The organism is Roseovarius sp. D22-M7 (assembly GCF_037083785.1).
GTDB lineage: Bacteria > Pseudomonadota > Alphaproteobacteria > Rhodobacterales > Rhodobacteraceae > Roseovarius.
In genome coordinates this window covers 1-24868 of sequence record NZ_JBAPKY010000012.1, presented here as the reverse complement: position 1 = coordinate 24868, position 24868 = coordinate 1, and the positions used below count along the sequence as shown (strand labels likewise).

Sequence of the window (24868 nt, the reverse complement as noted above, 5' to 3'; positions counted from 1 at the left end):
GACGACGCCAATCTAGGCGGCTTCAGGCCCGACGTCCATCGCGGGATGCCGTGCCGCGTGCGGATCATGGGCCACGGGGGGCCACGGGCCGGCCACCGGGACCGAAAAAGGAGCGTGTCATGTTCAAAGGATCTTTTCCAGCCCTCGTCACGCCGTTCCGCGACGGCGCGCTGGACCTCGACACGCTGGAAAAAGTGGTCGAGTGGCATGTCGCCGAGGGCAGTCACGGCCTCGTGCCCGTCGGCACCACCGGCGAAAGCCCGACGCTGAGCCACGAGGAACACGAGACGGTTGTGGCCGCAGTGGTGAGCGCCGCGGCTGGCCGCATCCCTGTGATCGCCGGCACCGGCAGCAACAACACCGTCGAGGCGATCCGCTTCATGCGGCACGCGCATTCGGTCGGCGCGGATGCGGCGCTGGTGGTCACCCCCTATTACAACAAGCCCAGCCAAGGCGGCATGATCGCGCATTTCACCGCGCTGCACGACTGCTGCGACCTGCCCATCATCATCTACAACATTCCCGGCCGCACGGCGGTGGACATGACACCCGACACGATGGGCGCGCTGGCAAGGCTGCCGCGCATCATCGGGGTCAAGGACGCCACCGGCGATCTGGCGCGGGTCTGCGCACAGCGGCTGACCTGCGGGCCGGACTTCATCCAGATCTCTGGCGAGGACCCGATCGCACACGGCTTCAACGCGGCGGGCGGTGTCGGCGTGATCTCGGTCACCGCAAACGTGGCACCGCGCCTCGTCGCGCAGGTGCAGGAGGCTACGCTGGCCGGCGATTTCGCGACCGCGCTGGAACTGCAGGACAGGCTGATGCCGCTGCACCGCGCGATCTTCACAGAGCCGGGCCTCGTGGGCGTCAAATACGCGATGTCCCGGCTGGGGCTTTGCAGCGACGAGGTCCGCCTGCCGCTGGTCGGCCTGAATGAGGCGACCAAGGCGCTGGTCGATCACGGGCTGCACCACGCCGGGCTGCTGGACTAGCCGCGCCAGCGCTCCAGCGCGTCCTCGTCCTCGTCGCGGGCGGCGACCCAGGCGGCGTCGGTCTCGGTGACTTCCTTCTTCCAGAACGGCGCGCGGGATTTCAGGTAATCCATCAGGAACTCGGCCGCCTCGAACGCGCAGGCGCGGTGGCGCGCGGCGGTGGCGACCATCATGATCGTCTCGTCCGGGGCCAGCCGCCCGTAGCGGTGCACGATCAGCGCGTCGCCGATCCCCCAGCGCGCCCGCGCCTCTTCGGCGATGCCGGTCAGCGCCTTCTCGGTCATGCCGGGGTAATGCTCGATCTCCATCGCGCGCAGCCCGCCGCCCAGATCGCGCACGAGGCCGGTGAAGGTCACGACCGCCCCCATGCCCGATTGCCGCGCGGCAAAGGCGTTGGCCTCTGCCCCGAGATCGAAGGGGGCTTCCTGCACGCGGACATCCATCGCCCTAGCCCCCGGTCATCGGCGGAAAGAACGCCACCTCGCGCGCGCCGGCCAGCGGCGCGTCGAAATCCGCCAGTTCCTGGTCGACCGCGACGCGCAGAGCCGACAGGTCGGCGAAGGCGGCGGCGTAGCGATCCTCGCGCGCGCGCAGGGCCTCGACCAGATCCATCACCGTGTCCGGCACCGTGTCGATCCGGTCCTTGGGGTGGCCGACACGTTCGCGCACCCAGGCGAAATAAAGCACATCCATCAGCGGTCATCCTTCAGATAGGGCACGGACTTGGCGAAATAATCCACGCCGGAGATCAGGGTCAGCGCGGCCGCCAGCCACAGCAGCCACATGCCGAAATACCCTGCCCAGACCATGCCCTGGTACTTCCACCAGAGGCCATGCAGATCCTCGACACGCTCTTCGAGAATATCCGCAACGAGGGCCGAATCCATGCCCTGTATCGCCATCTGGAAATAATGCACGAACACGCCTTGCGCAAACAGGACCGCGATGGCGATCATCTGCGCCGTGGTCTTCCACTTGGCCAGCTTCGTGACCTTCAGCGTCCCGGCGGTATCGCCCAGGAATTCGCGCAAGCCCGACACGAACACCTCGCGGAACAGGATCACCGTCGCCGGCAGCACCAGCCAGGGCGACATCGACGAATAGCCGACGATCACCATCAGCGCGATCACCACCATCGCCTTGTCGGCGATCGGGTCGAGCATGGTGCCGATCCGGGTCACCTGCTTCCAGCTGCGCGCGAGATAGCCGTCGAACCAGTCGGTGACCGCCGCGCCCACGAACAGGATCAGCGCGAACCAGTCGGCATAGGGCCGCGTGAAATAGAGAAACATCACCGCCACGGCCGGGGCCGCCAGCAGGCGCAGCATGGTCAGGATATTGGGCAAGGTCCATGTCATCGCCCCGTTCTAACCCGCCCGTCAGGCAAGGGAAAGCGCCGGATTGGGGGGACGGCCATGGCGCATATCGTCATCCTCGGGTCTCGGAGATCCTCGGGTCGAGCCCGAGGATGACGGCACGCCCCGACCGGGCCTCAGCCCTTTTCATGGAAGAAATCGAACAGCTTCTGCGCCAGCCCGTCCGACACGCCCTCGACCGCCTTGAGATCGGCGAGATTGGCGCGGCTGACGGCCTTGGCGGACCCGAAATGCGCCAGAAGCGCGCGCTTGCGGGCCGCGCCGACGCCGGGCACCTCGTCGAGCGGCGTGGCCGAGACCGACTTGGCGCGCTTGGCGCGATGCGTGCCGATGGCGAAGCGGTGCGCCTCGTCGCGCAGGCGCTGGATGAAATAGAGCACCGGGTCGCCGCGCCGCAGCGCCATCGGGCGCTTGCCGACACGGTGGAACTCCTCCTTGCCGTGGTCGCGGTCCACGCCCTTGGCGACGCCGACCATCGGGATGTCGGCCACGCCCATCTCCTGCATGATCGAGGCGACCGCGCTGACCTGCCCCGCGCCGCCATCGATCAGGATCAGGTCGGGCCACTGGCCTTGGCCGCGATCGGGATCCTCTTTCAGCAGGCGCTTGAAGCGGCGCGTCAGGACCTCCTTCATCATCCCGAAATCGTCGCCGGGGGTCAGATCATCGCCCTTGATGTTGAACTTGCGGTACTGGTTTTTCATCATCCCCTCAGGGCCCGCGACGATCATGGCGCCGACGGCGTAGGACCCTTGGATGTGGCTGTTGTCATAGACCTCGATCCGCTGCGGGGGACCCGGCAGGTCGAACGCCTCGGCCAGCCCCTTCAGAAGCTTGCCCTGCGTGGCGCTCTCGGCCATCTTGCGCGCGAGGCTTTCGCGCGCGTTGCGCAGCGCGGCATCGATCAGCTCGGCCTTCTCGCCGCGCTGCGGCACGCTGATGGTCACCTTGCGCCCCAGCTTCTCGCCCAGCATCTCGCTCATCAGGTCGGGGCTGTCGATGGCATGCGACAGAAGCAGCGCGCGCGGGGGCTCCTTGTCGGCGTAGAACTGGCCGATGAACGCCTCGAGCACCTCGGGCTCCTCGACATCGGCGCCGACGCGCGGGTAGAAATCGCGGTTGCCCCAGTTCTGGCCCGCGCGGATAAAGAACACCTGAACGCAGGCCTGCCCATTTTCCAGATGCAGGGCGATCACGTCGGCTTCGGTCACGGTGCGCGGGTTGATGCCCTGCGCGCTCTGCACCTGCGTCAGCGCCTTGATCCGGTCGCGCAGCGCCGCGGCGCGCTCGAACTCCATCGCCTCGGACGCCTCGGCCATCTGCGACGCCAGCTTTTCCTGGATCTCGGTCGAGCGGCCGGACAGGTAGCGTTCGGCGTCGCGCACCTGTTGTGCGTATTCAGCCTTCGAGATCTTGCCGACGCAGGGCGCGGTGCAGCGCTTGATCTGGTATTGCAGGCAGGGCCGCGTGCGGCTTTCAAACATCGTGTCGGTGCAGTTGCGCAGCTGAAAGACGCGCTGCAACTGTGCCAGCGTGCGGTTGACCGCGCCGGCCGATGCGAACGGGCCATAATAGCTGCCCTTGTCGCGCTTGGTGCCGCGATGCTTGCGGATCTGCGGATAGTCATGCGCGGTCACAAGGATGTTCGGGAAACTCTTGTCGTCGCGCAGCAGCACGTTGTAGCGCGGCTTGAGCTGCTTGATGAGGTTCTGCTCCAGCAGCAGCGCCTCGGTCTCGGTTGCGGTGGTCAGGAACATCATCGACGCGGTTTCCGAGATCATCCGCGCGATCCGCGCCGTGTGCCCGGTCGGCCGCGCATAGTTCGACACCCGCGCCCGCAGGTTGCGCGCCTTGCCGACGTACAGCACCCGCGCCTGCGCATCCAGCATGCGGTATACCCCCGGCGAGGCGTCGAGGCTGCGCAGGTAGTCGCGGATCACCGCGGGGCCGGTTTTCGGCGTGTCTGTGGTGTCTGATGAAGTCATTTCTTCTTAGCTATGATTCCCATCCGCGCCTGCAATGCCAAGAGGCAAAGGACAAGCTTGAAGAGATCCACCATTCCTGTGGATAAGTCTGATGATAAAATTCCGTGAGCCGGAATTTTTCTTTGTCTCAGGCGCACTTCTTCGGTTTGCCGCGATTTTAGGCATAAGTTCAAGTCACTGTTTTTATTGTTAAAAATAATGCGTCATCGGCAGGATATTGAAAACGCTCAGGATTTTGTAACGGTTGAGTGACGCCGGCGTGACCAGTGCAAAAGTTAAGGATGCGTTAACGTTTTGCTATTCAACTCCTAGCACATCTGGCGTGCGCCAGCCGAGATGCTGACCGCCATCCACGCAGATCAACTGCCCGGTGACGCCGGGCGCACGCAGAAGGTAGACCAGCGCTCCGGTGATCTCGTCAGCGTCGGCGCCGCGCGCGAGGATCGTCGCGGCGCGCTGCCGCGAGAAGTGCTGCGCGCTTTGCCGAAGGCCCTGCAATGTCGGACCCGGGCCGATGGCATTGACCCGCAGGCGCGGCGCGAGCGCCTGCGCGGCGGTCTGCGTGAACGCCCACAGCCCCATCTTGGCGATCGTGTAGGTCATGAACTCGGGCGTCAGCTTGCGCACCCGCTGATCGATCATGTTGACCACCAGGCCCTGCGCCACGGGCTCGTCATGGGCGTCGATCATGGGTTCCGGGACCTGCCGCGCCAGTTCCTGTGTCAACACGAAGGGCGCACGCAGGTTGCTTTCCATGTGCCGGTCCCAATGCGCGCGGCTCGCGGTGTCGATATTGTCGTACTCGAAGATCGAGGCGTTGTTGACCAGCACACTCACGGCGCCGCCCAGCCCCTCTGCGGCGCGGGCCACAAGCGGCGTCACCTGTGTTTCGTCCAGAAGATCGGCCTGCAACGACGCCGCGCGACGACCCATCCCGCGGATCTCGGCCACCACATCCTCGGCCGCCTCGGCCGAGCGATCGTAATGCACCGCCACGTCAAAGCCCTGACGCGCCAGTTCCAATGCTATCGCACGGCCCAGGCGTTTGCCCGCCCCGGTTACCAAAGCTCGTGTCATGTCGCGCCCCGCCTATGCCAACACGAACATGACATAGGCCACGTAGCCGCAGGTCAACCCGATCCCGGTCACCCGACCGATATCGCAGCGCATGAACACGAACGGGATCAGGATCAGCGAAGCGGCCAGCATCACCCACAGATCGAAGGTCAGGAATTCGGCATTGACCGGCACGTCGCCGACCAGCGCGGTGATCCCGATGATCGCCAGAAGGTTGAACATGTTCGACCCGATCACGTTGCCCAGCGCGACATCGGCCTGTTTGCGCAGCGCCGCCATTACCGTCGTCGCAAGCTCCGGCAGGGAGGTGCCCAGCGCAACGAGGGTCAGGCCGATCGCCGCGTCGCGCACGCCGTAGCGCGCCGCCAGGATCGAGGCATTGTCGACCAGAAGGTCGGCGCCCAGGGGCAGGCCGATCAGTCCTACGATCAGGAATACGACGATCTTCCACCACGGCATGTCGGGATCGGCGCCCTCGACCTCGTCGGGACTGTCGGCGGCCGCCAGCGCCGCGTCGCGCCGATGCGACAGCGCATCGCGCAGCGCCACGCCAAGGATCAGCGCCAGCGCCGCCAGCAGGATCAGCCCGGCGATCCAGTCGAAGATGCCGCGAAAGGCCAGCGCGATGAACAACACGCTGGCCGCCAGCATCTGCAGGTAGGACTTGCCACAGCGACAGCCGCTGGTATGCATCACCGCGAGGATCGCGGGGATACCCAGCACCAGCAGGATGTTGGCGGTGTTGGATCCCACCACGTTGCCCAGCGCCAGCCCCGGTTTGCCTGTCAGCACCGCGTTGACGGAAATCAGAAGCTCGGGCGCCGAGGTGCCGAAGGCGACGATGGTCAGGCTGACGATCAGCGCCGGCACGCCCACCCGAAGGCTTAGGTTCACTGCACCCCGAACCAGCGCATCGCCGGCCAGGAGCAGGATCGCCAGCCCGACGGCGACAAGGAGCCACGGCATCATGACTTGGGACCGCGCTCGCACTGGCACGGGCCCTTGCCGATCCGGTAGCGCCCGCATTTGCGGCATTTCGCGGCGGCAAGGCGCGCCTGCCCGGGAAAGCGCAGCTTGCCGAACATCGCCAGCACACCCATCGCCAGAAGGAAGAGAACGACGATCTTGACGATCATGTCAAAGCCCGAACCGGGCGAAGCTCGCCCGTTCCTCGACGGCTCCGAGGGCGTCCTGGGCCAGCGTCGCGCCGAAGCGCGCCAGCAGGCCCCGCCGCGGCCCGTATTTCGCGAAGCGCACCTTGTCGCCGTAAAGCTCCTTCATCTTAGGCTCGATATGCCCGATCCCGTCGGCCAGTCCCAGATCCACGCTGCGCTGGCCCAGCCAGAACTCGCCGGTGAAAATCTCGGGATCGTCGGCCAGCTTGTCGCCGCGCCGCGCCTTCACGTGGTCGATGAACGCCTCGTGGATCTCGCCCAGAAGGCCCTTGAGACGGGTCACGTCCTCGGGCTTTTCGGGCAGGAACGGGTCGAGCGTGCTTTTCGACTTGCCGGCGGTGTAGACCCGCCGCTCGATCCCCTGACGGGTCAGGAAGACCTGCGCGCCAAAGCCCGCCGAGATCACCCCGATCGAGCCCAGGATCGAGGATCTGTCGGCCCAGATATCGTCGGCAGCGACCGCCAGCCAGTACCCGCCCGAGGCCGCGACATCCTCGACGAAGGCATGCACGGGGATCTTCTTTTCCTCGGCCAGCCGGCGGATGCGCGCCGCGATCAGCGAGCTTTGCACCGGCGAGCCCCCGGGCGAATTGATCACCAGCGCCACCGCGGCGGGCTTGCCCCGCGCGAACGCCTTCTCGATGACCGGGCCGATCGCCTCGTCGCTCAGGGGCGCGCGCGCACCTGCGCCGATCATGCCCGACAGGCGGATGACCGCGACGACGGGCTTTCGGTTGATGAAGGGGATGCGGAATTTCATGACGCTCGATCTAGCCTCCGTGGGCAGGACAAACAAGACAGGAGGATGGCGCGCGGCCTCACGCCTTGATGCGGTAGCCGGTCGCGAAGATCCACCAGACGATCCCGAGGCACAGCCCGAAGAACAACGCGATTGCAGCCAAGCTGACCCCGATCCCGACATCGGCGACCCCGAAGAACGACCAACGGAACCCCGAGATCAGGTAGACGATCGGGTTCAGCAGCGCCACAGGCTGCCACGCCTCAGGCAGCATCGAGACCGAGTAGAACGCCCCGCCGAGGAACACCAGCGGGGTGATGACCAGCAGCGGAACAAGCTGCAATTGCTGGAAATTTTCCGACCAGATGCCGATGATGAACCCGAACAGCGAGAACGCGATCGAGATCATCACCAGGAACAGCAGCATCATCGCCGGGTGCCGGATCTCGAAATCGATGAAGAACTGCGCGGTGAAAAGGATCACCGCCCCGATCGCGAAGGCCTTGGTCGCGGCCGCACCGACATAGCCCAGCACAATCTCGAAGAAGTTGATCGGCGCCGAGAGGTGCTCGTAGATGGTGCCGATGAATTTGGGGAAATAGATCCCGAAAGAGGCGTTGGAGATCGCCTGGTTCATCACGCTAAGCATGATGAGGCCGGGCACGATGAAGGCGCCGTAGCTGACACCCTCGACCTGCTCGATGCGCCCGCCGATCGCGGCGCCGAAGACCACGAAGTAAAGCGTTGTGGAAATCACCGGCGACAGCAGCGATTCGAAGATCGTGCGGAAGAACCGCTTCATCTCGTAGACATACATCGCGCGAATGGCATAGAAATTCATGCCGCATCCTCCTGCACGAGACTGACGAAGATCTCTTCCAGACTGCTCGTCCGGGTCTCGATATCGCGCAGCGTCAGCCCCTCGCGCGTCAGCGCCTGCAACAGCCGGGTGATCCCGGTGCCCTGCCCGCGCGTGTCGTAATGATAGATCAGCGCGTGCCCCTCCTCGACCCGCTCAAGCGCGTATTTCTCCAGCGCCGCGGGGACCTCGTCGACCGGTTCTGCCAGTTCGATCTTCAGCGACTTGCGCCCAAGTCTGCGCATCAGCGCCGCCTTTTCCTCGACCAGCAGCACCTCGCCGCGGTTGATCACCGCGATCCGGTCGGCCATCGCCTCGGCCTCTTCGAGGTAATGCGTGGTCAGGATGATCGTCACGCCCTGCTCCTTCAGGCCGCGCACAACGTCCCACATCTCGCGGCGCAGTTCCACGTCGACGCCGGCCGTCGGCTCGTCGAGAAACAGCACCCGCGGCTCGTGGCACAGCGCCTTGGCGATCAGCACCCGGCGCTTCATGCCGCCCGACAATTCGCGGGTGCGCGCATTGCGCTTGTCCCATAATGACAACTGCCGCAACACCCGCTCGACGACCGCGTTGTCGCGCGGCTTGCCGAACAGCCCGCGCGAGAACTGCACGGTGTTCATCACCTTCTCGAACGGCTCGAGCGCGATCTCCTGCGGCACCAGCCCGACCATCGACCGCGCGCCGCGATAGCCGGTGACGATGTCGTGCCCGCCAATCTCGGCGGTCCCCTCGGTGGGCGTGGTGATCCCGCATAGCGCCGAGATCAGCGTCGTCTTGCCGGCGCCGTTGGGCCCCAACAGCGCGATGATCTCGCCCTCTTCGATATCCAGCGACACGTCGCGCAGCGCCTGCGATCCGTCACCGTATGTCTTGCCCATATTGCGGACCTTGACGATGGTGGTCATGCCTGTCCCTCTTCGCGTTCGCGGGGAACCTAGAGGTTTACCGCGCCAGTGCAATGGGCTCGCAGCCAATGCCAGCCTAGTCGAGCGTGGCGATCGCCGCGCGCAGCGTGCTCAGCCCCTCGCCGGTCTCGGCCGAGGTCAGGATCAGTTCGGGAAAAGCCGCCGGATGCGACGCCAGCCTTTCGCGCACCTGCGCCAGCACCTGGTCGCGGGTCGCGGCGTTGATCTTGTCGGTCTTGGTCAGCACGCATTGGAACGTCACCGCCGAGCTGTCCAGAAGCCTCATGATCTCCTCGTCGACGGTCTTGATGCCGTGGCGCGCATCGACAAGAACGAAGGCCCGGCGCAGCGTGGCGCGGCCCGACAGGTACTGCTTCAGCAGCGCCTGCCATTGCCGCACCACCGCCACCGGCGCATTGGCAAAGCCGTAGCCCGGCAGATCCACCAGGTAATGGCTGTCTCCGGCCGTGAAAAAGTTGATCTCCTGCGTGCGGCCGGGCGTGTTCGACGCCCGCGCCAGCGCGCGGCGCCCGGTCACCACGTTGATCAGCGTGGATTTCCCGACATTCGAACGGCCAGCGAAGCAGACCTCGGGCCGGTCGGCGGGCGGCAGGCCGTCCATCGCCACCACGCCTTTCAGGAAATCGACCGACCCGGCAAAGAGCATGCGCCCGCGCTCGCCCGCCTCCGGATCCGGCCCATCCGCGACGGGGAAGGGCAGCGCCATCACGCCGCCCCGCGCCGCGGGCACATCTTGTACGGGCCGACTGTCGGTCTCACTTCTTGTTGTCCGTGCCTGTCTGCGGCGTTTTCTTCTTGAAGCTCGACATGATGTTACCGAACACGTCCGGCTTGTAGCCCTGGCTGCGCATGATCAGATATTGCTGGCTGAAGGTGATCACGTTGTTGGCGATCCAGTAGATCACGAGACCGCTGGCAAAGCTGCCCAGCATGAACATGAAGACCCACGGCATCCAGGCAAAGATCATCTTCTGTGTCGGATCGGTCGGCGCCGGGTTCAGCTTCTGCTGCAGCCACATCGACACGCCCAGGCATAGCGGCAGGATGCCGATGAAGATCAGCGCCATGATCGATCCCGGCTCTGGCGCGGCCCAGGGCAGGATGCCCCAGAGATTGTAAAGCGAGGACGGATCGGGCGCCGACAGGTCGCGGATCCAGCCGATCCACGGCGCGTGCCGCAATTCGAGCGTGACGAAGATCACCTTGTAGAGCGAGAAGAAGATCGGGATCTGCAGCAGGATCGGCAGACAGCCCGAGGCGGGGTTGACCTTCTCCTTCTTGTAAAGCTCCATCATCTCCTTCTGAAGCTTCTGCTTGTCGTCGCCGGCCTGCTCCTTGATCTGCTCCATCTGCGGCTGAAGCTCCTTCATCTTCGCCATCGAGACGTAGGATTTGTAGGCCAGCGGCAACAGCACGATCTTGATCAGAAGGGTCAGGCCGATGATCGCCCAGCCCATGTTGCCGATCAGCACGTTGAGCCAGTGCAGCACCGCGAAGATCGGCTTGGTCAGGAAGAAGAACCAGCCCCAGTCGATGGAATCGAGAAACCGCGCGACGCCGGCCTCGTTCTGGTAGCTGCGGATCGTCGCCCATTCCTTCGCCCCGGCGAAGAGCCGGGTGTCGGATACCGAGGTCTCGCCGGGCGCGAGGCTGCGGGTGGGCTGCACGGTCTCGGTCTGGTAGATGCCGCGGCGCGGATCGTACTTGCTCACCGCCTTGAACGGGCTGCCCTGTTCCGGGATCAGCGTGGTCATCCAGTAATGATCGGTGATCCCGATCCAGCCGTTCTCGCTGACCTGCGTGACCTCGGCGGGAGCCCCCTCGCGGGGGTTGAACTCGTATTCCTCGACATTGGAATAGCTGGTTTCGGTCAGCTCGCCATCGGCCATGCCGACCACGCCCTCGTGCAGGATGAAAAAATTCTTCAGGTCATCCGGCGTCCCGTGCCGCGCGAGGATGCCGTAGGGCGCAAGGCTGACGGTCTGGTCACCGCCATTCTCGACGCTTTGGCGCACCGAGAACATGTAATCGTCGTCCACGCTCAGCTCGCGCCGGAACTCGAGGCCCGCGCCGTTGTCCCAGCGAAGGGTCACGGGGCTGTCGGGGGTCAGCGTGCCGCCGCTCTCGATCTCCCAGACGGTGTTGGCGCCCGGCACGTCCTCGGATGTCAGCCCGCTGCCCGGGGCCCAACCGTAAAGCGCGTAATAGGGATTGTCGGTGCCGACCGGCGACAGAAGACGTACGATCTCCGCGTCGGGTTCGATGGTTTCGCGGTAATTCTTGAGCAGAAGCTCGTCGATCCGCCCGCCCTGCAACGACACGCTGCCCTTGAGGCGCGGCGTGTCGATATCGAGACGCGGGGCGTCGAGGGCTTCCTCGGGACCCTCGCCCGAGGTGCCGCCGGTCGTGGCGTCGGTCGATCCCGGCCCGGTTTCGGCGCGCGGCGGCGTCAGCTCGCCCTGAGTCTCGCTGACGGTCTGGTTGGGGTCGACAGGCTCGGTTTCCGGCGGCGGGAACATCACGAACCAGACAAGGATCACGACGAAGCTGAGCGCCGTCGCGAGAATGAGGTTCTTGTTCTGATCATCCATGATCCGGCACCGTCCGTGTGTTGAAGGTCTCGCGGGCGTTCAACAGAGTGCGGTGCCAAAGGTCAAGGGGTTTCCGGGCACGCTTGTGGCGGGTCCGGTGCCAGCGCACCGTGAAACCGGATCGCCGACGCCCCGTCGCGCACCGCCTGCGCAAGCGCCGATTCGGCCGCCCGGATCATCCCGCGCCCCGACCGGTCGGTCACCGCGTCCGCCATGCAGATCCCCAGCGCCACACTGGGGCCGGGTGGATTTGACGCGCGCGGCGCGGGCCCCGAGAGCGCATCCTGCAGCCGCGTGCCCAACGCCGTCAGCGCCGCATGCGTCAGGCCTGAACCCGGGGCGAGCAGGATTGCCACCCGCCCCGGCGACAGCTCGAACAGAAGATCATCGTCGCGCAACACCCGCGATAGCCGGTCGAGACAGGATCTCGCGACCCCGCCATCCCCGACATCGATCCGGGCGATGACCAGCGCGAAACTCGCGTCGGACTTGCGCAACGACAGACACCGCTCGTCGATGGCGGCACGTAGCGGGTGCAGGGCGTCCACGGTCTCGCGCGACGCCGAAACGCCGCGCCGCTCTGCGATCAACAATCCGCCAAGAAGCCCGAAGGGCAGCATCAACAGCCCGGCGCCCGCGCCGAACCAAGCCAGCGCCAGCCCGCAGGCGATCGCGAAGATCGCCGCCTCTGCCCAATGCGCCCGCAATAGGCGCGCTCCCTCGGCGGGGGCGAGTGTCGTGGAACTGCGGCGGTCCATGCCATCTCCTGTCCGAATTCGGCCGACCTTAGACAGGCAGGATTAAGAAACGGCGAATTCCGCAGCGCGATCTGAGCCGGATCTTGAAGATCCGGCACGCTCGCGCTCAGCTTGCGCCGTCGCCGATCCATGCCGCGATGATCGCGCGGGCGCTGTCGCTGTTCCAGTCGGCATCGCCCTGCAGCCGCGCGACCTCGCGCCCCTGCGGATCCAGAAGCACGGTGATCGGCAGGCCGAACACGCCCATCGACCGTGCCAGCGCGCTTTTGGGGTCGCGGTGCAGCGGCAGGTTCTCGACGCCGATCTCGTCGAAGAATTTCTTCATCGCCGGGGCTGGGTTGCGCCCCGTGGCGATGGTGACCACCGCGAAATCCTCGCCCCCGAGCGCGTCTTGCAGGGCCGACAGCGTGGGCATCTCGTGCCGACAGGGCGCGCACCACGTGGCCCAGAAATTGACCACCAGGTGCTGTCCCTTGTAATCGGCAAGCGTCATCTCGCCACCTTCGGCGGTCACGAACGCGACCCCGGGCGCGGCCTCGGGGGTCTCGTGAAAGGACAGCTTCTTCATGTCGCCGTCGCGCAGCGCCGCGAGCGCCGACATATCGGCCAGCGCAGCGTTTGCACCAAGGCCGAGGGCGATATAAAGGATCAGGACGGATATGCGTTTCATGACTTCCTCCGAAGGGCCGGGCAGAATGACGGACACGACCTCGAACCAGATGTGGGGCGGCCGCTTCGCCGCAGGGCCGGACGCGATCATGGAGGCAATCAACGCCTCGATCTCGTTCGACAAGCGGATGGCGGTGCAGGACATCGCCGGATCGCGTGCCCATGCCGCCATGCTCGCCGCCACCGGCATCATCACCGATAGCGATGCCGAGGCGATGAGGGAAGGCCTGCTCACGATCTTGTCAGAGATCGAGGACGGCGAGTTCACCTTTTCCACCGCGCTCGAGGACATCCACATGAATGTCGAGGCGCGGCTGACCGCGCTGATCGGGCCGCGCGCCGGGCGGCTGCACACCGCGCGCTCGCGCAATGACCAGGTGGCCACCGATTTCCGGCTCTGGGTGCGCGATCAGCTCGATGCCGCGGACGCGGGCCTTCAGGCGCTGATGCGCGCGCTGGTGGGCCAGGCCGAGGCGGGCGCGGACTGGGTGATGCCCGGCTTCACCCATCTGCAGACCGCCCAGCCGGTGACCTGGGGCCATCACATGATGGCCTATGTCGAGATGTTCGCCCGCGATCTGGGCCGCGTCCGCGACGCGCGCGCACGGATGAACGAATGCCCGCTGGGCGCGGCGGCGCTGGCCGGAACATCCTTTCCCATCGACCGCGACATGACCGCGCAGGAGCTCGGGTTCGACCGGCCCTGTGCGAATTCCTTGGATGCCGTCAGCGACCGCGACTTCGCGCTGGAATTCCTAGGTGTGGCCAGCATCACGGCCATGCATCTCAGCCGCATGGCCGAAGAGCTGGTGATCTGGTCCTCGTCGCAGTTCCGGTTCGTGGCGCTGTCTGACCGGTTCTCGACTGGATCGTCGATCATGCCGCAGAAGAAGAACCCCGACGCTGCGGAACTGATCCGCGCCAAGGTGGGCCGGATCTTCGGCGCGAACGTGGCGCTGATGACGGTGATGAAGGGCCTGCCGCTGGCCTATTCCAAGGACATGCAGGAAGACAAGGAACAGGTCTTCGACGCCGCCGACACGCTGATGCTGGCGCTCGCCGCGATGGAAGGCATGGTGCGCGACATGGCGGCGCAGCAGGGCAATCTGGAGGAGGCCGCAGCCTCCGGGTTTTCCACGGCCACCGACCTCGCCGACTGGCTGGTGCGGGTGGCGGGCCTGCCGTTCCGCGAGGCGCATCACGTCACCGGCACCCTCGTGGCGCGGGCCGAGGCGCAGGGCGTTGACCTGCCGGACCTGGATCTGGCCGAAATGCAGGCGGTCCATGGCGACATCGACGCATCGGTTTACGCTGTGCTAGGCGTGCATAATTCCGTCGCCTCGCGCACCAGCCATGGCGGCACGGCGCCCGAGCAGGTGCGCGCGCAGGTGGCCCGATGGAAGGAGCGTCTGGGATGAAACGGATCGGACTTGGCGTGATCGGCCTTCTGGTACTTGCAGCCTGCGGCGTCGAGGGCCCGCCGCTGCGCCCGTCAGTCGGCGCGACGATCAGCGCGGGCTCGGGCGGGGTGCATACCAGCGTCCGCACCGGCGCACGTGTGGGCAATGTGAATGTCGGCGTGGGGGTCGGGCTATGAGATGGGTTTTCGCCGCATTGGCGCTTTGGGGCGCGGTGCATCCGATGTATTACTTCATGTCCTACATGGCCGCCAATGACTGGAGCCTCGCGGCGCTGATCGACGCGTGGTATGTCAATGACAGCACGACCGGCCTGACCTGGGACCTGACCATCGCGGCGATCGCCCTGACCGTCTGGATCGTGGCCGAGGTCGCCCACCGTCGGTTCTGGCTTGGGCTGATCGCCATCCCGGCCACGTTCTGCATCGGCGTCAGTTGCGGCCTGCCGCTCTATCTCTTTCTGCGGTCCCGGTAACCGTCGAAATTCCTCAATCATGAAGATAGTGTGAACATGTTCACATCTACTTATGCGGGAATCCCCCATGGTCGGATGGCTGGCACGCGTCAGCAGATCATCCAACCCAAGAAAGGGAACTTGTCATGAAGATCCGTATTTTCTCCTCCGCCCTCCTCCTCGCCGCAACCGTCTCGGCCCCGGCCCTTGCCAAGGACGTGCAGGCCGGCCCGATCTGGAGCAATGATGACGCCGCCATGAAATGCCCGGCCGCGGCCGCTGCGGTGCACGGCACGTGGAACGGCAACTGGACCACGACGGTTCCCAGCCGCATGTCGGTCTGCGGCGTCGACGATATCAATCCGCAGGACGTGCAGGCCGGCCCGATCTGGAGCAACGAGGACGCCAACGTCAAATGCCCGGTCGCGGCGGCGGCGGTCAACGGCGCATGGAACGGCCAGTGGACCACCACGGAAGAAGGCAAGATGTCGGTCTGCGGCGTGCTGTTCTGACATCCATGCCTCTGCAATCCAAGGCGGTCCCGGTTCCCCCGGGGCCGCCAACCTGACCAAAGGGGCTGGCCCCGGATCGCGCGCTGCGCTACGTGACGGTGGCAGGCGAACGGAGGTCTCCTTGGATCATTTTCTTTACCGTGACGGCGCGCTTCACGCCGAGGATGTACCGCTGGCCGAGATCGCCGCATCCGCCGGCACGCCCTTCTACTGCTATTCCACCGCCACGCTGACCCGGCATTTCCGGCTGTTCGACGCGGCGCTTGCGGGCATGGACCACCTTGTCTGCTACGCGATGAAGGCCGCCAGCAACCAGGCGATCCTGAAAACGCTGGCCAATCTTGGCGCCGGGATGGACGTGGTGTCGGGCGGCGAATACGCCCGGGCGAAGGCCGCCGGCGTGCCCGGCGACCGCATCGTGTTCTCCGGCGTCGGCAAGACCGGCGACGAGATGCGCATGGCGCTGAAGGGCGGCGTGCGCCAGTTCAACGTCGAAAGCGAGCCGGAACTGGACCTGCTCAGCGCGGTGGCGACCAGGCTCGGCGTCACGGCGCCGATCACCGTGCGCGTCAACCCGGATGTGGACGCACGCACTCATGCCAAGATCGCCACCGGCAAGAGCGAGAACAAGTTCGGCATCCCGATCAGCCGCGCCCGCGCCGTCTACGCGCAGGCCGCGACGCTGCCCGGCATCGAGGTGGTGGGCATCGACGTGCATATCGGCAGCCAGCTGACCGATCTGGAGCCGTTCCGTCAGGCCTATCGCAAGGTGGCCGAGCTGACCGAGACGCTGCGCGCCGACGGCCACCAGATCCGGCGGCTGGACCTCGGCGGGGGCCTTGGCATCCCCTACACCCGCGACAACACCGCACCGCCGCCGCCCGACGCCTACGGCGCACTGATCGCCGAGACCTTGGGCCATCTGGGCTGCGAGATCGAGATCGAGCCGGGGCGGCTGATCGTCGGCAATGCCGGGATCCTCGTCGCGCAGGTGGTCTACGTGAAATCCGGCGAGGGGCGCGACTTCCTGATCCTCGACGCGGCGATGAACGACCTGATCCGCCCGGCCATGTACGACGCGCATCACGATATCGTGCCGCTGACCGAGCCCACGGCCGGCGCCGGGCGGATGCCCTACGACGTGGTCGGCCCGGTCTGCGAATCGGGCGACACCTTCGCCAAGGGGCGTCTGCTGCCGCCTCTGAAGGCAGGCGATCTGGTCGCCTTCCGCAGCGCCGGCGCCTATGGCGCGGTGATGGCCAGCGAATACAACACGCGGCCGCTGATCCCCGAAGTGCTGGTCGACGGGCAGGACTTCGCCGTGATCCGCGCACGCCCGACATTTGACGAGATGATAAATCGCGATACACTCCCACCATGGCTTTGACGCGGGGCGCGTGCAAAGCCCGCTGACGAGGTGCCGCTCATGGCCGACACGCAAGACCCCCTGACAACCGTAACCGCCCGCTTGCGGCGTCCCCTTCTTCTGACATGGGCGGGGCTGATCGCCGAACGGCTCGTCCGCGCCCTTTGGCCGGTCTGGAGCTTGCTGGCCCTCGCCGCCGCGCTTCTGATGCTGGGCGTACAGGATGTGCTGGGGATCGAGACCGTCTGGACCCTCGGCGCACTGATGGGAATTGCGACGCTCGGGCTTTTGGTGCGCGGACTGGGGCGGCTGCGGCTGCCGCACAGAGCCGACGCGCTGGCGCGCCTCGACGACACGTTGCCCGGCCGGCCCTTCGCGGCGCTCGCCGATCACCAAGCGGTGGGCGCCGGCGATGCCGGATCGCAGGCGCTATGGCGCGTCCACCAGCAGCGCATGGCGGCGCGCGCCGCCGGGGCGCAGGCGGTCGAGCCCGACTTGCGCCTGTCGCGCCACGACCCGTTCGGGCTGCGCTACGTCGCGTTGCTGACGCTGGTGATGGCGCTTCTCTTCGGGTCGATCTGGCGCGCGGGATCGGTCACCGACATGATGCCCGGTGGGGGCGGCGGGGCGGCACTCGCCCAGGGCCCGACATGGGAAGGCTGGGTCGAGCCGCCGCGCTACACCGGTCGCCCCAGCCTCTACCTCGCCGACCAGACCGGCACGCTGCGCGCGCCCGAGGGCAGCGAGGTCACGCTGCGCTTCTACGGCGCGGCGGACGCCTACGCACTGCGCGAAACAGTCTCGGGCACCGCTCCCGCCACGCCTGAACCCGACACGGAGATAGATCCCGATCGCGCGCCGGAACAGTCCTTCGAGATCGCCCGCGATGGCGAACTGCGAGTCGATGGCCCCGGCGGGCGGATTTGGGAGGTCGAGGCGATCGCCGACGTGGCCCCCGAAGTCACGCTGATGGAGGACGAGGTCAAGACCGCCTTCGACGGCCAGACCAGCCTGCCCTTCGCGGCGGAAGACGATTACGGCGTGGTCGCTGGCACCGCGCGGATCACCCTCGATCTCGACGCGGTGGACCGCCGCCACGGGCTTGCCACCGATCCCGAACCGCGCGATCCGCTGACACTGGACCTGCCGATGCCGCTTTCCGGCGACCGGGCGGACTTCACCGAGACGCTGATCGAGAACCTGTCGCAGCATCCCTGGGCGCATCTGCCGGTCACCGTAAAGCTGCAGGTCGAGGACGCGATCGGGCAGACCGGACAGTCCGACCCCGTGACGATGGACCTTCCGGCGCGCCGCTTCTTCAACCCGATGGCGGCGGCGGTGATCGAGCAGCGGCGCGACCTACTGTGGTCACGCGACAATGGACGCCGCGTCGCCCAGGTGCTGCGCGCCGTTTCCTACAAGCCTCGCGAGGGGCTCTTCCGGTCCGAAGCCGCGTATCTGCGGCTGCGGGTGATCATCCGCCGGCTGGAATCCGGCCTCGAGGGCGGGCTGGATAATGACCGACGCGACGAGATCGCGCAGGCGCTCTGGGATCTCGGCCTGCTGCTTGAGGACGGCAATCTCGACGACGCTCTGGAACGGATGCGCGACGCGCAGGAACGCCTCAGCGAGGCGATGCGCAACGGCGCCAGCGAAGAGGAGATTGCCCGCCTGATGCAGGACCTCCGCGCCGCCACAGAAGACTACCTGCGCCAGAAGATGCAGCAGGCGCAGCGCGAGGACCCCGAGGGCGGCGACGACCAGCGCAGCGCGGAAAATATGATGCAGATGAACCAACAGGATCTGCAGGACATGATGGACCGCATCCAGGAGCTGATGAACGAGGGCCGCTTCGCCGAGGCGCAGCAGGCGCTCGAGGAATTCCAGCGCATGATGGAGAACATGCAGGTCACCCAAGGCCAGGGCGGTCAGGGGCAATCGCCGGGACAGGAGGCGATGGAGGGCCTCGCGGAGACGCTGCGCGACCAGCAGGGCCTGTCAGACCAAGCCTTCCGCGACCTGCAGGACCAGTTCAATCCCGGCGGTCAACCGGGCCAGCCGCAGGGCAACCAAGGGCAGCGCGGCCAAGGTCAGGGCGGACAGCCCGGCCAACCCGGCCAGGGCGGCACGCAACCCGGCGAGGGCCAGCGCGGACAGGGCCAGAACGGACAGGGGCAAAACGGTCAGGGCCAGGCCGAGGGCGATCTTGCCGACCGGCAAGAGGCGCTGCGCCGCGAGCTGGAGCGTCAGCGCCAAGGCCTGCCGGGGCTCGGCGGCGAGGCCGGCGATGCCGCTCGCGGCGCACTGGAGGATGCCGAAAGGTCGATGGAGCGTGCCGAAGAGGCGCTGCGCGGCGATGACCTTGCAGGTGCCATCGACAACCAGGCCGACGCGATGGAATCGCTGCGCGAGGGCATGCGCAACATGGGCGAGGCGCTGGCCGAACAGCAGCAGAACCCCGGCGGACAGGGCGAGGGCGAGGGCGCGCCGGGACAGGCGCAGGCCGACCCATTGGGCCGCGAAAGCGGACAGGGCGGCCGCCTCGGCACGCAAAGCGAGCTGTTGCAGGGCGAGGATGTCTATCGCCGCGCGCGCGACCTTCTCGACGAGATCCGCCGCCGCTCGGGCGAGGGCGACCGCCCGGAGCTCGAGCTTGACTACCTCGAACGGCTGCTCGAACGCTTCTGATCGCTCCGGCGTCCCGACCCGCATGTGCTGGACATTCCCGGCCCAAGCTGCTTTTCCTGTGCCGCGCAACGCATGTGTCGAGAGGGGACCCCAATGACCGAGACCGATCTGAAATCCATACTCAACGATCCCGCCCTGCTGGCCGAAAAGGCCTATATCGGCGGCGAATGGGTGGATGGCGACAACGGCACGTTCGAGGTCTGCAACCCCGCCCGCGGCGACGTGATCGCCAATGTCGCCGATCTCAGCCGCGCGCAGGTCGCGCGCGCCATCGACGCCGCAAAGACCGCGCAAAAGGACTGGGCGCAATGGACCGGCAAGGAACGCGCGACCGTGCTGCGCCGCTTTTTCGATCTGATGATGGAAAACCAGCACGACCTCGGGGTGATCCTGACCGCCGAACAGGGCAAGCCGCTGGCCGAGGCCAAAGGCGAGATCGCCTATGGCGCGTCGTTCATCGAGTTCTTCGGCGAAGAGGCCAAGCGCATCTACGGCGAGACCATCCCCGGCCATCAGCGCGACAAGCGCATCACCGTGATCAGGCAGCCCATCGGGGTCGCCGCCTCGATCACGCCGTGGAACTTTCCCACCGCGATGATCACCCGCAAGGCCGCGCCGGCGCTGGCCGCCGGCTGTGCCTTCATAGGGCGGCCCGCGGCGGAAACGCCGCTTTCGGCCACGGCGATGGGCGTGCTGGCCGCGCGCGCGGGCATCCCCGCCGGCGTGTTCAACATCGTGCCCTCGTCGAGCGCGTCGGAAGTGGGCCGCGAATTCTGCGAGAACCCGGGCGTCGCCAAGCTGACCTTCACCGGCTCGACCGAGGTGGGGCGGATCCTCTTGCGACAGGCTGCCGATCAAGTGATGAAATGCTCGATGGAGCTGGGAGGCAACGCGCCCTTCATCGTCTTCGACGACGCCGATCTGGATGCCGCGGTCGAGGGCGCGATCCTGTGCAAGTTCCGCAATAACGGCCAGACCTGCGTCTGCGCCAACCGCATCTACGTGCAGGCCGGCGTCTACGACGCTTTCGCCGCCAAGCTAAAAGCCGCGGTCGAGAAGCTGCGCGTCGGCGACGGGCTCGAAGAGGGCATCACGCTGGGGCCGCTGATCAACGCCGATGCGCTCGACAAGGTGCGCGCGCACGTGGCCGACGCCACGGCCAAGGGCGGCACGGTGATCCTGGGCGGCGCCGAGGATGCCGAGGGGCTGTTCCTGCCACCAACGATCATCACCGGCGCGACCCGCAACATGGACTTCGCCACCGAGGAAACCTTCGGCCCCCTCGCGCCGCTTTTCAAGTTCGCGGATGTCGACGAGGTGATCGAGCTGGCCAATGACACGATCTTCGGCCTCGCGTCCTATTTCTACGCGCGCGATCTCAGCCGCGTCACGCGAGTCGCCGAGGCGCTCGAATACGGCATCGTCGGCGTCAATACCGGCATCATCTCGACCGAGGTCGCGCCCTTCGGCGGGGTCAAGCAATCCGGACTCGGGCGCGAGGGCAGCCATCATGGCATCGACGAGTTCCTCGAGATGAAATATATCTGTACCAGCATCTGACAGTCTCGACCGTCCGGCGGGACGCGGCTAATGTGGCGGGGACCGCAGCCCCCAAGGAGGACCTCGATGCGCCGCGTCTCTGCCCTTTCCCTCGTGCCGGCTCTGGCCCTGGCCGTCGCCGGGGTCGTCGTGCCGGCCGGCCCCGCGCCGGCACAGGCCGACGACATCCGCCCGGTCACCGGCACGATCGGCTACCAGCAACGCATCGCCCTGCCGCCCGAGGCCGAGGCCATCGTGGTTGTCGAGGGGCGCTTCGGCGCGATGCTGGGCGAGACGATTCTCGACCCCGACGGGCGGCAGGTGCCCCTGCCCTTCGAGATCACCGTGCCTTCGGGCCTCTCGGGCGATCTGAGCGCGGTGATCCGCGTGCTCGGCGATGCGCGCTGGGTGCTCGAAGGGGTCACGTTCGAGGCCGGGCGCAATCCCGTCGATCTCGGCGGCCTGACGCTCGAGCCGGTCACGCCCCTGGCCTTCGCCGCCGAGTATGTCTGCGGCGACATCCCGGTCTCGGTCGGGGTGCTCGACGGTCGGATGGTGCTGCGCGTCGAGGGCCGCGAGATCATGCTGGAACAGGTGCGCGCGGCGTCGGGCGCACGCTACGAGGCGCCGGGCGAGGCCGACACCCTGGTGTGGAACAAGGGCGACACGCTGACCCTGCGGGTCGACGGGCGCGACTTCCCCGAGTGCACAAGGCGGCCAGCCGCCGAAAAGGCCCCCTACCGCGCGCAGGGCAACGAGCCGGGCTGGCATGTCACGCTGACAGCCGACAGCGCCACCGTGGCGGCCGATTACGGCGATATCACCCGCGAGGTCCCGCGCCCCGAGGTGCAGGTGATGCCCGGTGCGTACCAGTTCGAGATGCCGCAGGCCGGCGCCGCCCTGCGTATAGAGGAAAGCATTTGCCACGACGACGCCACTGGCATGCCGCATCCCGACACGGCACGGCTGACCCTCGACGGTCGCAGCCTTCGCGGTTGCGGCGGCGCCCCGGCTGACCTGCTGACAGAGCATCTGTGGCGCATCACCGCCATCGGCGGCGCCGAACTGGTCGAGCCCGAGCGCCTGTCGCTCAACTTCCTGCCCCCCGACCGCGTGGCCGGGAGCAGCGGCTGCAACCGGATCATCGGCAGCTTTAACCTGACCGGCGAAAGCCTGCAATTCGGTACCATGGGCAGCACGATGATGGCCTGCGACGATCCGCTGATGGCACAGGAACGCCGGATGCTCGACGCGCTGGAACAGGTGACACGCTTCGACATCACTCCGGACGGCACGCTGATTCTGATCGGCGGCCCCGACGGCGACGTCCTGCTGGAGGCCCGCCCGCCCGCGCCGGACTAGATTCTCCGTCTTGACCAAACCGTTTTTTTGGCAACCGGTTTCGGTCTTGCTGAACAAGGGGATGCGCCAGTTCGATCGGCTTTTCCGTAAGGGCAGTGAGCGCGACTCTGGCGGGTTTCTTGGCCCGCATCATAATTTCATGTTTCCGTCGCAGGGTCGGGCTATCGCGGGCGGCGACGAGGGCTGGCATGTAGGGCGCGTCGCGCAGAGACTTGCGGGCGCGCCGTGGATTTTCGTGCCCTGAGCAAACGGCTTTGCAACAACCCGGTGGCGCGGATCGTGTTCGCACCGGTCGGGCCCGTGTCACCGAGCGCCGGTTCGCAGAGGCACATGGCGCCCCCGCCGGGACAGACACGATGGACGCGCAGATGCTGGCACGGACAGGCGCGGCGTTCGACCTTGCCAAGCAAGTACCATACTCCAGACACCCGCGCATTCTCAATGCCTTGCACGCTGCACGCACCGGGTTGATCCAGGACCCCGCCAGATTATGAAATCGTGCCCAAATCCAAGGTGTTATACCAACGGCCTTAGCGTTTGACCGCTTTGGCGTATTCTCGGGTGGTAATCGAGCGCACGGTGGCGATGTCGGTGGCGAAGAAGTTCCAAGCGTCGCAGCATCGTGCCACGATCTCCTCGTAGGTTTCGAACACAGAGATGGCGAGGCGGTTGGCGCGGAGGTCGGCCCAGACGTTCTCGACCGGGTTGAGCTCCGGGGCGTATGGCGGGAGCGGCAGCAGGGTGATGTTGTCGGGCACCTTCAGAGCCTTGGCGCCATGCCAGCCGGCACCGTCGAGCACGATAACGGCATGCGCGCCCCTGGCGACCGTGCGGGAGATCTCGGCGAGGTGGGCATTCATCGCAGCGGTGTCGGCGTTGGGCATGACCAGCGCGGCGGTGGCTCCGCGTTCGGGGCAGACGGCGCCGAAGATGCAGGCCAATGCAGGCCCAGGTGTAGCGGGTGTCGCGAGGCGCGCGCGGGCGGCTGCCGCGCGGAGCCCGGATGCGGGTGAGCGTGCCCTGCTGGCCGACCCGGGCTTCATCCTGGAACCACACCTCCAGCGGCTTTTCCTTGGCGTGATCCGGCAGGGCGTCGGTTACGGTCCCGGCGAAGTTTTTTTGAACGCCTCCTGGGCCTCGGGGTCGGATTTCGGGTGCTGCGGACGCACCGACAGCCGGCGAAATCCGAGCGCGGCCAACTGCTTGCCCACCGTGCGCTCGTGCATGGTGACGCCTAAGTGCACCTCGATCCTGCGCTGAAGGTCGACGCGCCGCCAGCGCACCACCCCGTCCACGGCAGGGTCGGGACCCTCGCGCACCATCCGTGCCGGGTCGGCCGTCTGCTCAGCGCTCGGCCGCGGCGCGGGCCCGGCCGAGCGGCGGTCGGACAGCTCCGCCAGCCCGTCGGCGTTGTAGCGGTGGACCCAATCCCGGAGCGTCTGCCGGTCCATCCCGCAGGTCTCGGCCGCGGTCTTGCGGTCCACCCCCTCCAGCACCAGCGCGATGGCCAGCATCCGCCGCGCCGCCTTGGCATCCTTCGCCTTCGCCGCCGCAACCCGAAGCTCACGTGCCGACAAGTCCGTTCGTGTAATCGCAACCGCCATCGAAACCTCCATGCTTCGATGAAAGGGAATCACAGCAGTGAACCGAAGGGAAGCCCGCGAGAGTCACGGACCCGGGCCGTTGGTATTACGGTCCTGAAACGCCAGACCAAGGCGCGGCTTGCGCGCCCGGACCGGCCGATCGCCGAACTGAACGCCGAGATCGCGACGCTCATCGAGGCACGCCAGGTCACTGCGCGAGGGGCAATGCCGAGTGAGAGTGAACTGGCCGTGTTCAGCGAGCATGTGCGCACTTGTCGATGGCCCGTGCCATGGAGGGGCGACGCGACCACCACACAGATGTCGGCGCAAGGCTTTTTCGTCGGCACCTTTGCGAAATAGGCGTTTGCCGATCCGTCGCTTCCGCATCGCAACCTGCCGGGCCGTATCTGGTGGCCAACGTCAAAGCTTGGCCGCGAAAAATACGCGCTCGTCCATTGTCGTGGGACCGTGTATGGGTGGCTCCCGCGGGGCATTGGCGTTTGGGGCGACGCTGGCATGATTTGGGTTGCGGCCATGTATGCGGCGTCTGGATTGCAGCACGATGGCTGCGGGCCCTGATGAACCGAAGGTCCGCGACGCGAAACTCCCGATCGATGGCACGCGCCTGGTTGCGCTCCGGTCCGAACAGGGTGGCCTTGGCGATATGTCCGTCATTACCATTCTCGTCACGCCGAAGGCGTGCCACTCAGGACAGGGCGCGCCTTTGGCGCGACGCACTTGCCTTCTTGTAAGGGCTGAGCGCCCTTTTTCTGTCAGGCGGCGGTTGCCGCCC

General features: G+C 66.5%; 24 protein-coding genes and 1 pseudogene. 10 read left to right on the top strand and 15 right to left on the bottom strand.

All coding sequences use genetic code 11. The features are described 5' to 3' along the window. The first annotated feature begins 119 nt into the window (after positions 1–119). On the top strand, positions 120–995 hold the full coding sequence (gene dapA, locus V8324_RS07570) for a 4-hydroxy-tetrahydrodipicolinate synthase (RefSeq protein WP_336419325.1): 876 nt from the start codon (positions 120–122) through the stop codon (positions 993–995). On the opposite strand, the gene V8324_RS07565 is transcribed toward dapA, so the two are convergent. The 14 genes from V8324_RS07565 to V8324_RS07500 form a co-directional block, all read right to left on the bottom strand. Further along, positions 992–1438, bottom strand: coding sequence for a molybdenum cofactor biosynthesis protein MoaE (locus V8324_RS07565; RefSeq protein ID WP_336419324.1), 447 nt, complete (start codon positions 1436–1438; stop codon positions 992–994). The genes dapA and V8324_RS07565 overlap by 4 nt on opposite strands. Positions 1439–1442: 4 nt before the next feature. Next, positions 1443–1688 carry a molybdopterin converting factor subunit 1 gene (moaD, locus tag V8324_RS07560; protein WP_336419323.1) on the bottom strand — a complete coding sequence of 82 codons (246 nt, stop codon included), beginning with the start codon at positions 1686–1688 and terminating at the stop codon, positions 1443–1445. Beyond that, positions 1688–2353: a CDP-diacylglycerol--glycerol-3-phosphate 3-phosphatidyltransferase gene (gene pgsA / locus V8324_RS07555; protein ID WP_336419322.1), complete on the bottom strand. Its 666-nt coding sequence runs from the start codon at positions 2351–2353 to the stop codon at positions 1688–1690. The genes moaD and pgsA overlap by 1 nt, the downstream gene beginning before the upstream one ends. A 134-nt stretch (positions 2354–2487) precedes the next feature. Further along, a complete protein-coding gene (gene uvrC / locus V8324_RS07550; RefSeq protein ID WP_336419321.1) occupies positions 2488–4356 on the bottom strand; it encodes an excinuclease ABC subunit UvrC in 1869 nt (622 codons plus the stop codon). Between the two features lie 297 nt (positions 4357–4653). Further along, the gene (locus V8324_RS07545; RefSeq protein WP_336419320.1) at positions 4654–5433 is read right to left on the bottom strand and encodes an SDR family oxidoreductase; all 780 of its coding nucleotides are present in this window, start codon (positions 5431–5433) and stop codon (positions 4654–4656) included. 12 nt (positions 5434–5445) lie between these two features. Further along, the gene (locus V8324_RS07540; RefSeq protein WP_336419319.1) at positions 5446–6402 is read right to left on the bottom strand and encodes a calcium/sodium antiporter; all 957 of its coding nucleotides are present in this window, start codon (positions 6400–6402) and stop codon (positions 5446–5448) included. Further along, positions 6399–6569 carry a hypothetical protein gene (locus V8324_RS07535; protein WP_336419318.1) on the bottom strand — a complete coding sequence of 57 codons (171 nt, stop codon included), beginning with the start codon at positions 6567–6569 and terminating at the stop codon, positions 6399–6401. Before V8324_RS07535 ends, V8324_RS07540 begins: the two co-directional genes overlap by 4 nt. Before the next feature lies 1 nt (position 6570). Beyond that, positions 6571–7368: a S49 family peptidase gene (locus tag V8324_RS07530; RefSeq protein WP_336419317.1), complete on the bottom strand. Its 798-nt coding sequence runs from the start codon at positions 7366–7368 to the stop codon at positions 6571–6573. 58 nt (positions 7369–7426) lie between these two features. Continuing rightward, positions 7427–8188, bottom strand: coding sequence for an ABC transporter permease (locus V8324_RS07525; protein WP_336419316.1), 762 nt, complete (start codon positions 8186–8188; stop codon positions 7427–7429). Continuing rightward, the gene (locus V8324_RS07520) at positions 8185–9114 is read right to left on the bottom strand and encodes an ABC transporter ATP-binding protein (RefSeq protein ID WP_336419315.1); all 930 of its coding nucleotides are present in this window, start codon (positions 9112–9114) and stop codon (positions 8185–8187) included. Before V8324_RS07520 ends, V8324_RS07525 begins: the two co-directional genes overlap by 4 nt. A gap of 76 nt (positions 9115–9190) precedes the next feature. Next, positions 9191–9841 (bottom strand): ribosome biogenesis GTP-binding protein YihA/YsxC, encoded by a 651-nt coding sequence (gene yihA, locus V8324_RS07515; RefSeq protein WP_336419314.1) that lies wholly within the window; start codon positions 9839–9841, stop codon positions 9191–9193. Positions 9842–9890: 49 nt separating this feature from the next. Continuing rightward, positions 9891–11726 carry a membrane protein insertase YidC gene (yidC, locus tag V8324_RS07510; RefSeq protein WP_336419313.1) on the bottom strand — a complete coding sequence of 612 codons (1836 nt, stop codon included), beginning with the start codon at positions 11724–11726 and terminating at the stop codon, positions 9891–9893. A gap of 62 nt (positions 11727–11788) precedes the next feature. Continuing rightward, positions 11789–12484: a hypothetical protein gene (locus V8324_RS07505; protein WP_336419312.1), complete on the bottom strand. Its 696-nt coding sequence runs from the start codon at positions 12482–12484 to the stop codon at positions 11789–11791. Between the two features lie 106 nt (positions 12485–12590). Beyond that, entirely contained in the window at positions 12591–13154 is a 564-nt protein-coding gene (locus V8324_RS07500; protein ID WP_336419311.1) for a TlpA family protein disulfide reductase, read from the bottom strand. 25 nt (positions 13155–13179) lie between these two features. Between V8324_RS07500 and argH the strand changes: the two genes are divergently transcribed. The 9 genes from argH (at position 13180) to V8324_RS07455 (ending at position 22736) form a co-directional block, all read left to right on the top strand. Continuing rightward, positions 13180–14571, top strand: coding sequence for an argininosuccinate lyase (gene argH / locus V8324_RS07495; RefSeq protein ID WP_336419310.1), 1392 nt, complete (start codon positions 13180–13182; stop codon positions 14569–14571). Further along, a complete protein-coding gene (locus V8324_RS07490) occupies positions 14568–14750 on the top strand; it encodes an argininosuccinate lyase (RefSeq protein WP_336419309.1) in 183 nt (60 codons plus the stop codon). Before argH ends, V8324_RS07490 begins: the two co-directional genes overlap by 4 nt. Next, positions 14747–15046 (top strand): DUF2834 domain-containing protein, encoded by a 300-nt coding sequence (locus V8324_RS07485; RefSeq protein ID WP_336419308.1) that lies wholly within the window; start codon positions 14747–14749, stop codon positions 15044–15046. The genes V8324_RS07490 and V8324_RS07485 overlap by 4 nt, the downstream gene beginning before the upstream one ends. A gap of 125 nt (positions 15047–15171) precedes the next feature. Continuing rightward, the gene (locus V8324_RS07480; protein WP_336419307.1) at positions 15172–15537 is read left to right on the top strand and encodes a mannan-binding protein; all 366 of its coding nucleotides are present in this window, start codon (positions 15172–15174) and stop codon (positions 15535–15537) included. 121 nt (positions 15538–15658) lie between these two features. Further along, on the top strand, positions 15659–16924 hold the full coding sequence (gene lysA, locus V8324_RS07475; protein WP_336419306.1) for a diaminopimelate decarboxylase: 1266 nt from the start codon (positions 15659–15661) through the stop codon (positions 16922–16924). 39 nt (positions 16925–16963) lie between these two features. After that, entirely contained in the window at positions 16964–19591 is a 2628-nt protein-coding gene (locus tag V8324_RS07470; RefSeq protein WP_336419305.1) for a TIGR02302 family protein, read from the top strand. Positions 19592–19684: 93 nt separating this feature from the next. Next, a complete protein-coding gene (locus tag V8324_RS07465; RefSeq protein ID WP_336419304.1) occupies positions 19685–21151 on the top strand; it encodes an NAD-dependent succinate-semialdehyde dehydrogenase in 1467 nt (488 codons plus the stop codon). Between the two features lie 66 nt (positions 21152–21217). Continuing rightward, positions 21218–22492 carry an META domain-containing protein gene (locus tag V8324_RS07460; protein WP_336419303.1) on the top strand — a complete coding sequence of 425 codons (1275 nt, stop codon included), beginning with the start codon at positions 21218–21220 and terminating at the stop codon, positions 22490–22492. Positions 22493–22502: 10 nt separating this feature from the next. Then, entirely contained in the window at positions 22503–22736 is a 234-nt protein-coding gene (locus V8324_RS07455; protein WP_336419302.1) for a hypothetical protein, read from the top strand. Positions 22737–23022: 286 nt separating this feature from the next. On the opposite strand, the pseudogene V8324_RS07450 reads toward V8324_RS07455, so the two are convergent. Further along, positions 23023–24096 (bottom strand): annotated as a pseudogene (locus V8324_RS07450) (IS630 family transposase). Between the last annotated feature and the right edge of the window lie 772 nt (positions 24097–24868).

Bases quoted from the DNA above. Each gene is read 5' to 3' on its own strand.
- V8324_RS07520 (WP_336419315.1), bottom strand. From the start codon at position 9,114: ATGACCACCATCGTCAAGGTCCGCAATATGGGCAAGACATACGGTGAC.
- moaD (WP_336419323.1), bottom strand. From the start codon at position 1,688: ATGGATGTGCTTTATTTCGCCTGGGTGCGCGAACGTGTCGGCCACCCC.
- V8324_RS07470 (WP_336419305.1), top strand. From the start codon at position 16,964: ATGGCCGACACGCAAGACCCCCTGACAACCGTAACCGCCCGCTTGCGG.
- V8324_RS07545 (WP_336419320.1), bottom strand. From the start codon at position 5,433: ATGACACGAGCTTTGGTAACCGGGGCGGGCAAACGCCTGGGCCGTGCG.
- V8324_RS07565 (WP_336419324.1), bottom strand. From the start codon at position 1,438: ATGGATGTCCGCGTGCAGGAAGCCCCCTTCGATCTCGGGGCAGAGGCC.
- dapA (WP_336419325.1), top strand. From the start codon at position 120: ATGTTCAAAGGATCTTTTCCAGCCCTCGTCACGCCGTTCCGCGACGGC.
- pgsA (WP_336419322.1), bottom strand. From the start codon at position 2,353: ATGACATGGACCTTGCCCAATATCCTGACCATGCTGCGCCTGCTGGCG.
- yihA (WP_336419314.1), bottom strand. From the start codon at position 9,841: ATGGCGCTGCCCTTCCCCGTCGCGGATGGGCCGGATCCGGAGGCGGGC.
- V8324_RS07500 (WP_336419311.1), bottom strand. From the start codon at position 13,154: ATGAAACGCATATCCGTCCTGATCCTTTATATCGCCCTCGGCCTTGGT.
- V8324_RS07530 (WP_336419317.1), bottom strand. From the start codon at position 7,368: ATGAAATTCCGCATCCCCTTCATCAACCGAAAGCCCGTCGTCGCGGTC.
- V8324_RS07485 (WP_336419308.1), top strand. From the start codon at position 14,747: ATGAGATGGGTTTTCGCCGCATTGGCGCTTTGGGGCGCGGTGCATCCG.
- V8324_RS07540 (WP_336419319.1), bottom strand. From the start codon at position 6,402: ATGATGCCGTGGCTCCTTGTCGCCGTCGGGCTGGCGATCCTGCTCCTG.
- V8324_RS07465 (WP_336419304.1), top strand. From the start codon at position 19,685: ATGACCGAGACCGATCTGAAATCCATACTCAACGATCCCGCCCTGCTG.
- V8324_RS07535 (WP_336419318.1), bottom strand. From the start codon at position 6,569: ATGATCGTCAAGATCGTCGTTCTCTTCCTTCTGGCGATGGGTGTGCTG.
- V8324_RS07505 (WP_336419312.1), bottom strand. From the start codon at position 12,484: ATGGACCGCCGCAGTTCCACGACACTCGCCCCCGCCGAGGGAGCGCGC.
- V8324_RS07525 (WP_336419316.1), bottom strand. From the start codon at position 8,188: ATGAATTTCTATGCCATTCGCGCGATGTATGTCTACGAGATGAAGCGG.
- yidC (WP_336419313.1), bottom strand. From the start codon at position 11,726: ATGGATGATCAGAACAAGAACCTCATTCTCGCGACGGCGCTCAGCTTC.
- V8324_RS07490 (WP_336419309.1), top strand. From the start codon at position 14,568: ATGAAACGGATCGGACTTGGCGTGATCGGCCTTCTGGTACTTGCAGCC.
- V8324_RS07480 (WP_336419307.1), top strand. From the start codon at position 15,172: ATGAAGATCCGTATTTTCTCCTCCGCCCTCCTCCTCGCCGCAACCGTC.
- V8324_RS07460 (WP_336419303.1), top strand. From the start codon at position 21,218: ATGCGCCGCGTCTCTGCCCTTTCCCTCGTGCCGGCTCTGGCCCTGGCC.
- argH (WP_336419310.1), top strand. From the start codon at position 13,180: ATGACGGACACGACCTCGAACCAGATGTGGGGCGGCCGCTTCGCCGCA.
- uvrC (WP_336419321.1), bottom strand. From the start codon at position 4,356: ATGACTTCATCAGACACCACAGACACGCCGAAAACCGGCCCCGCGGTG.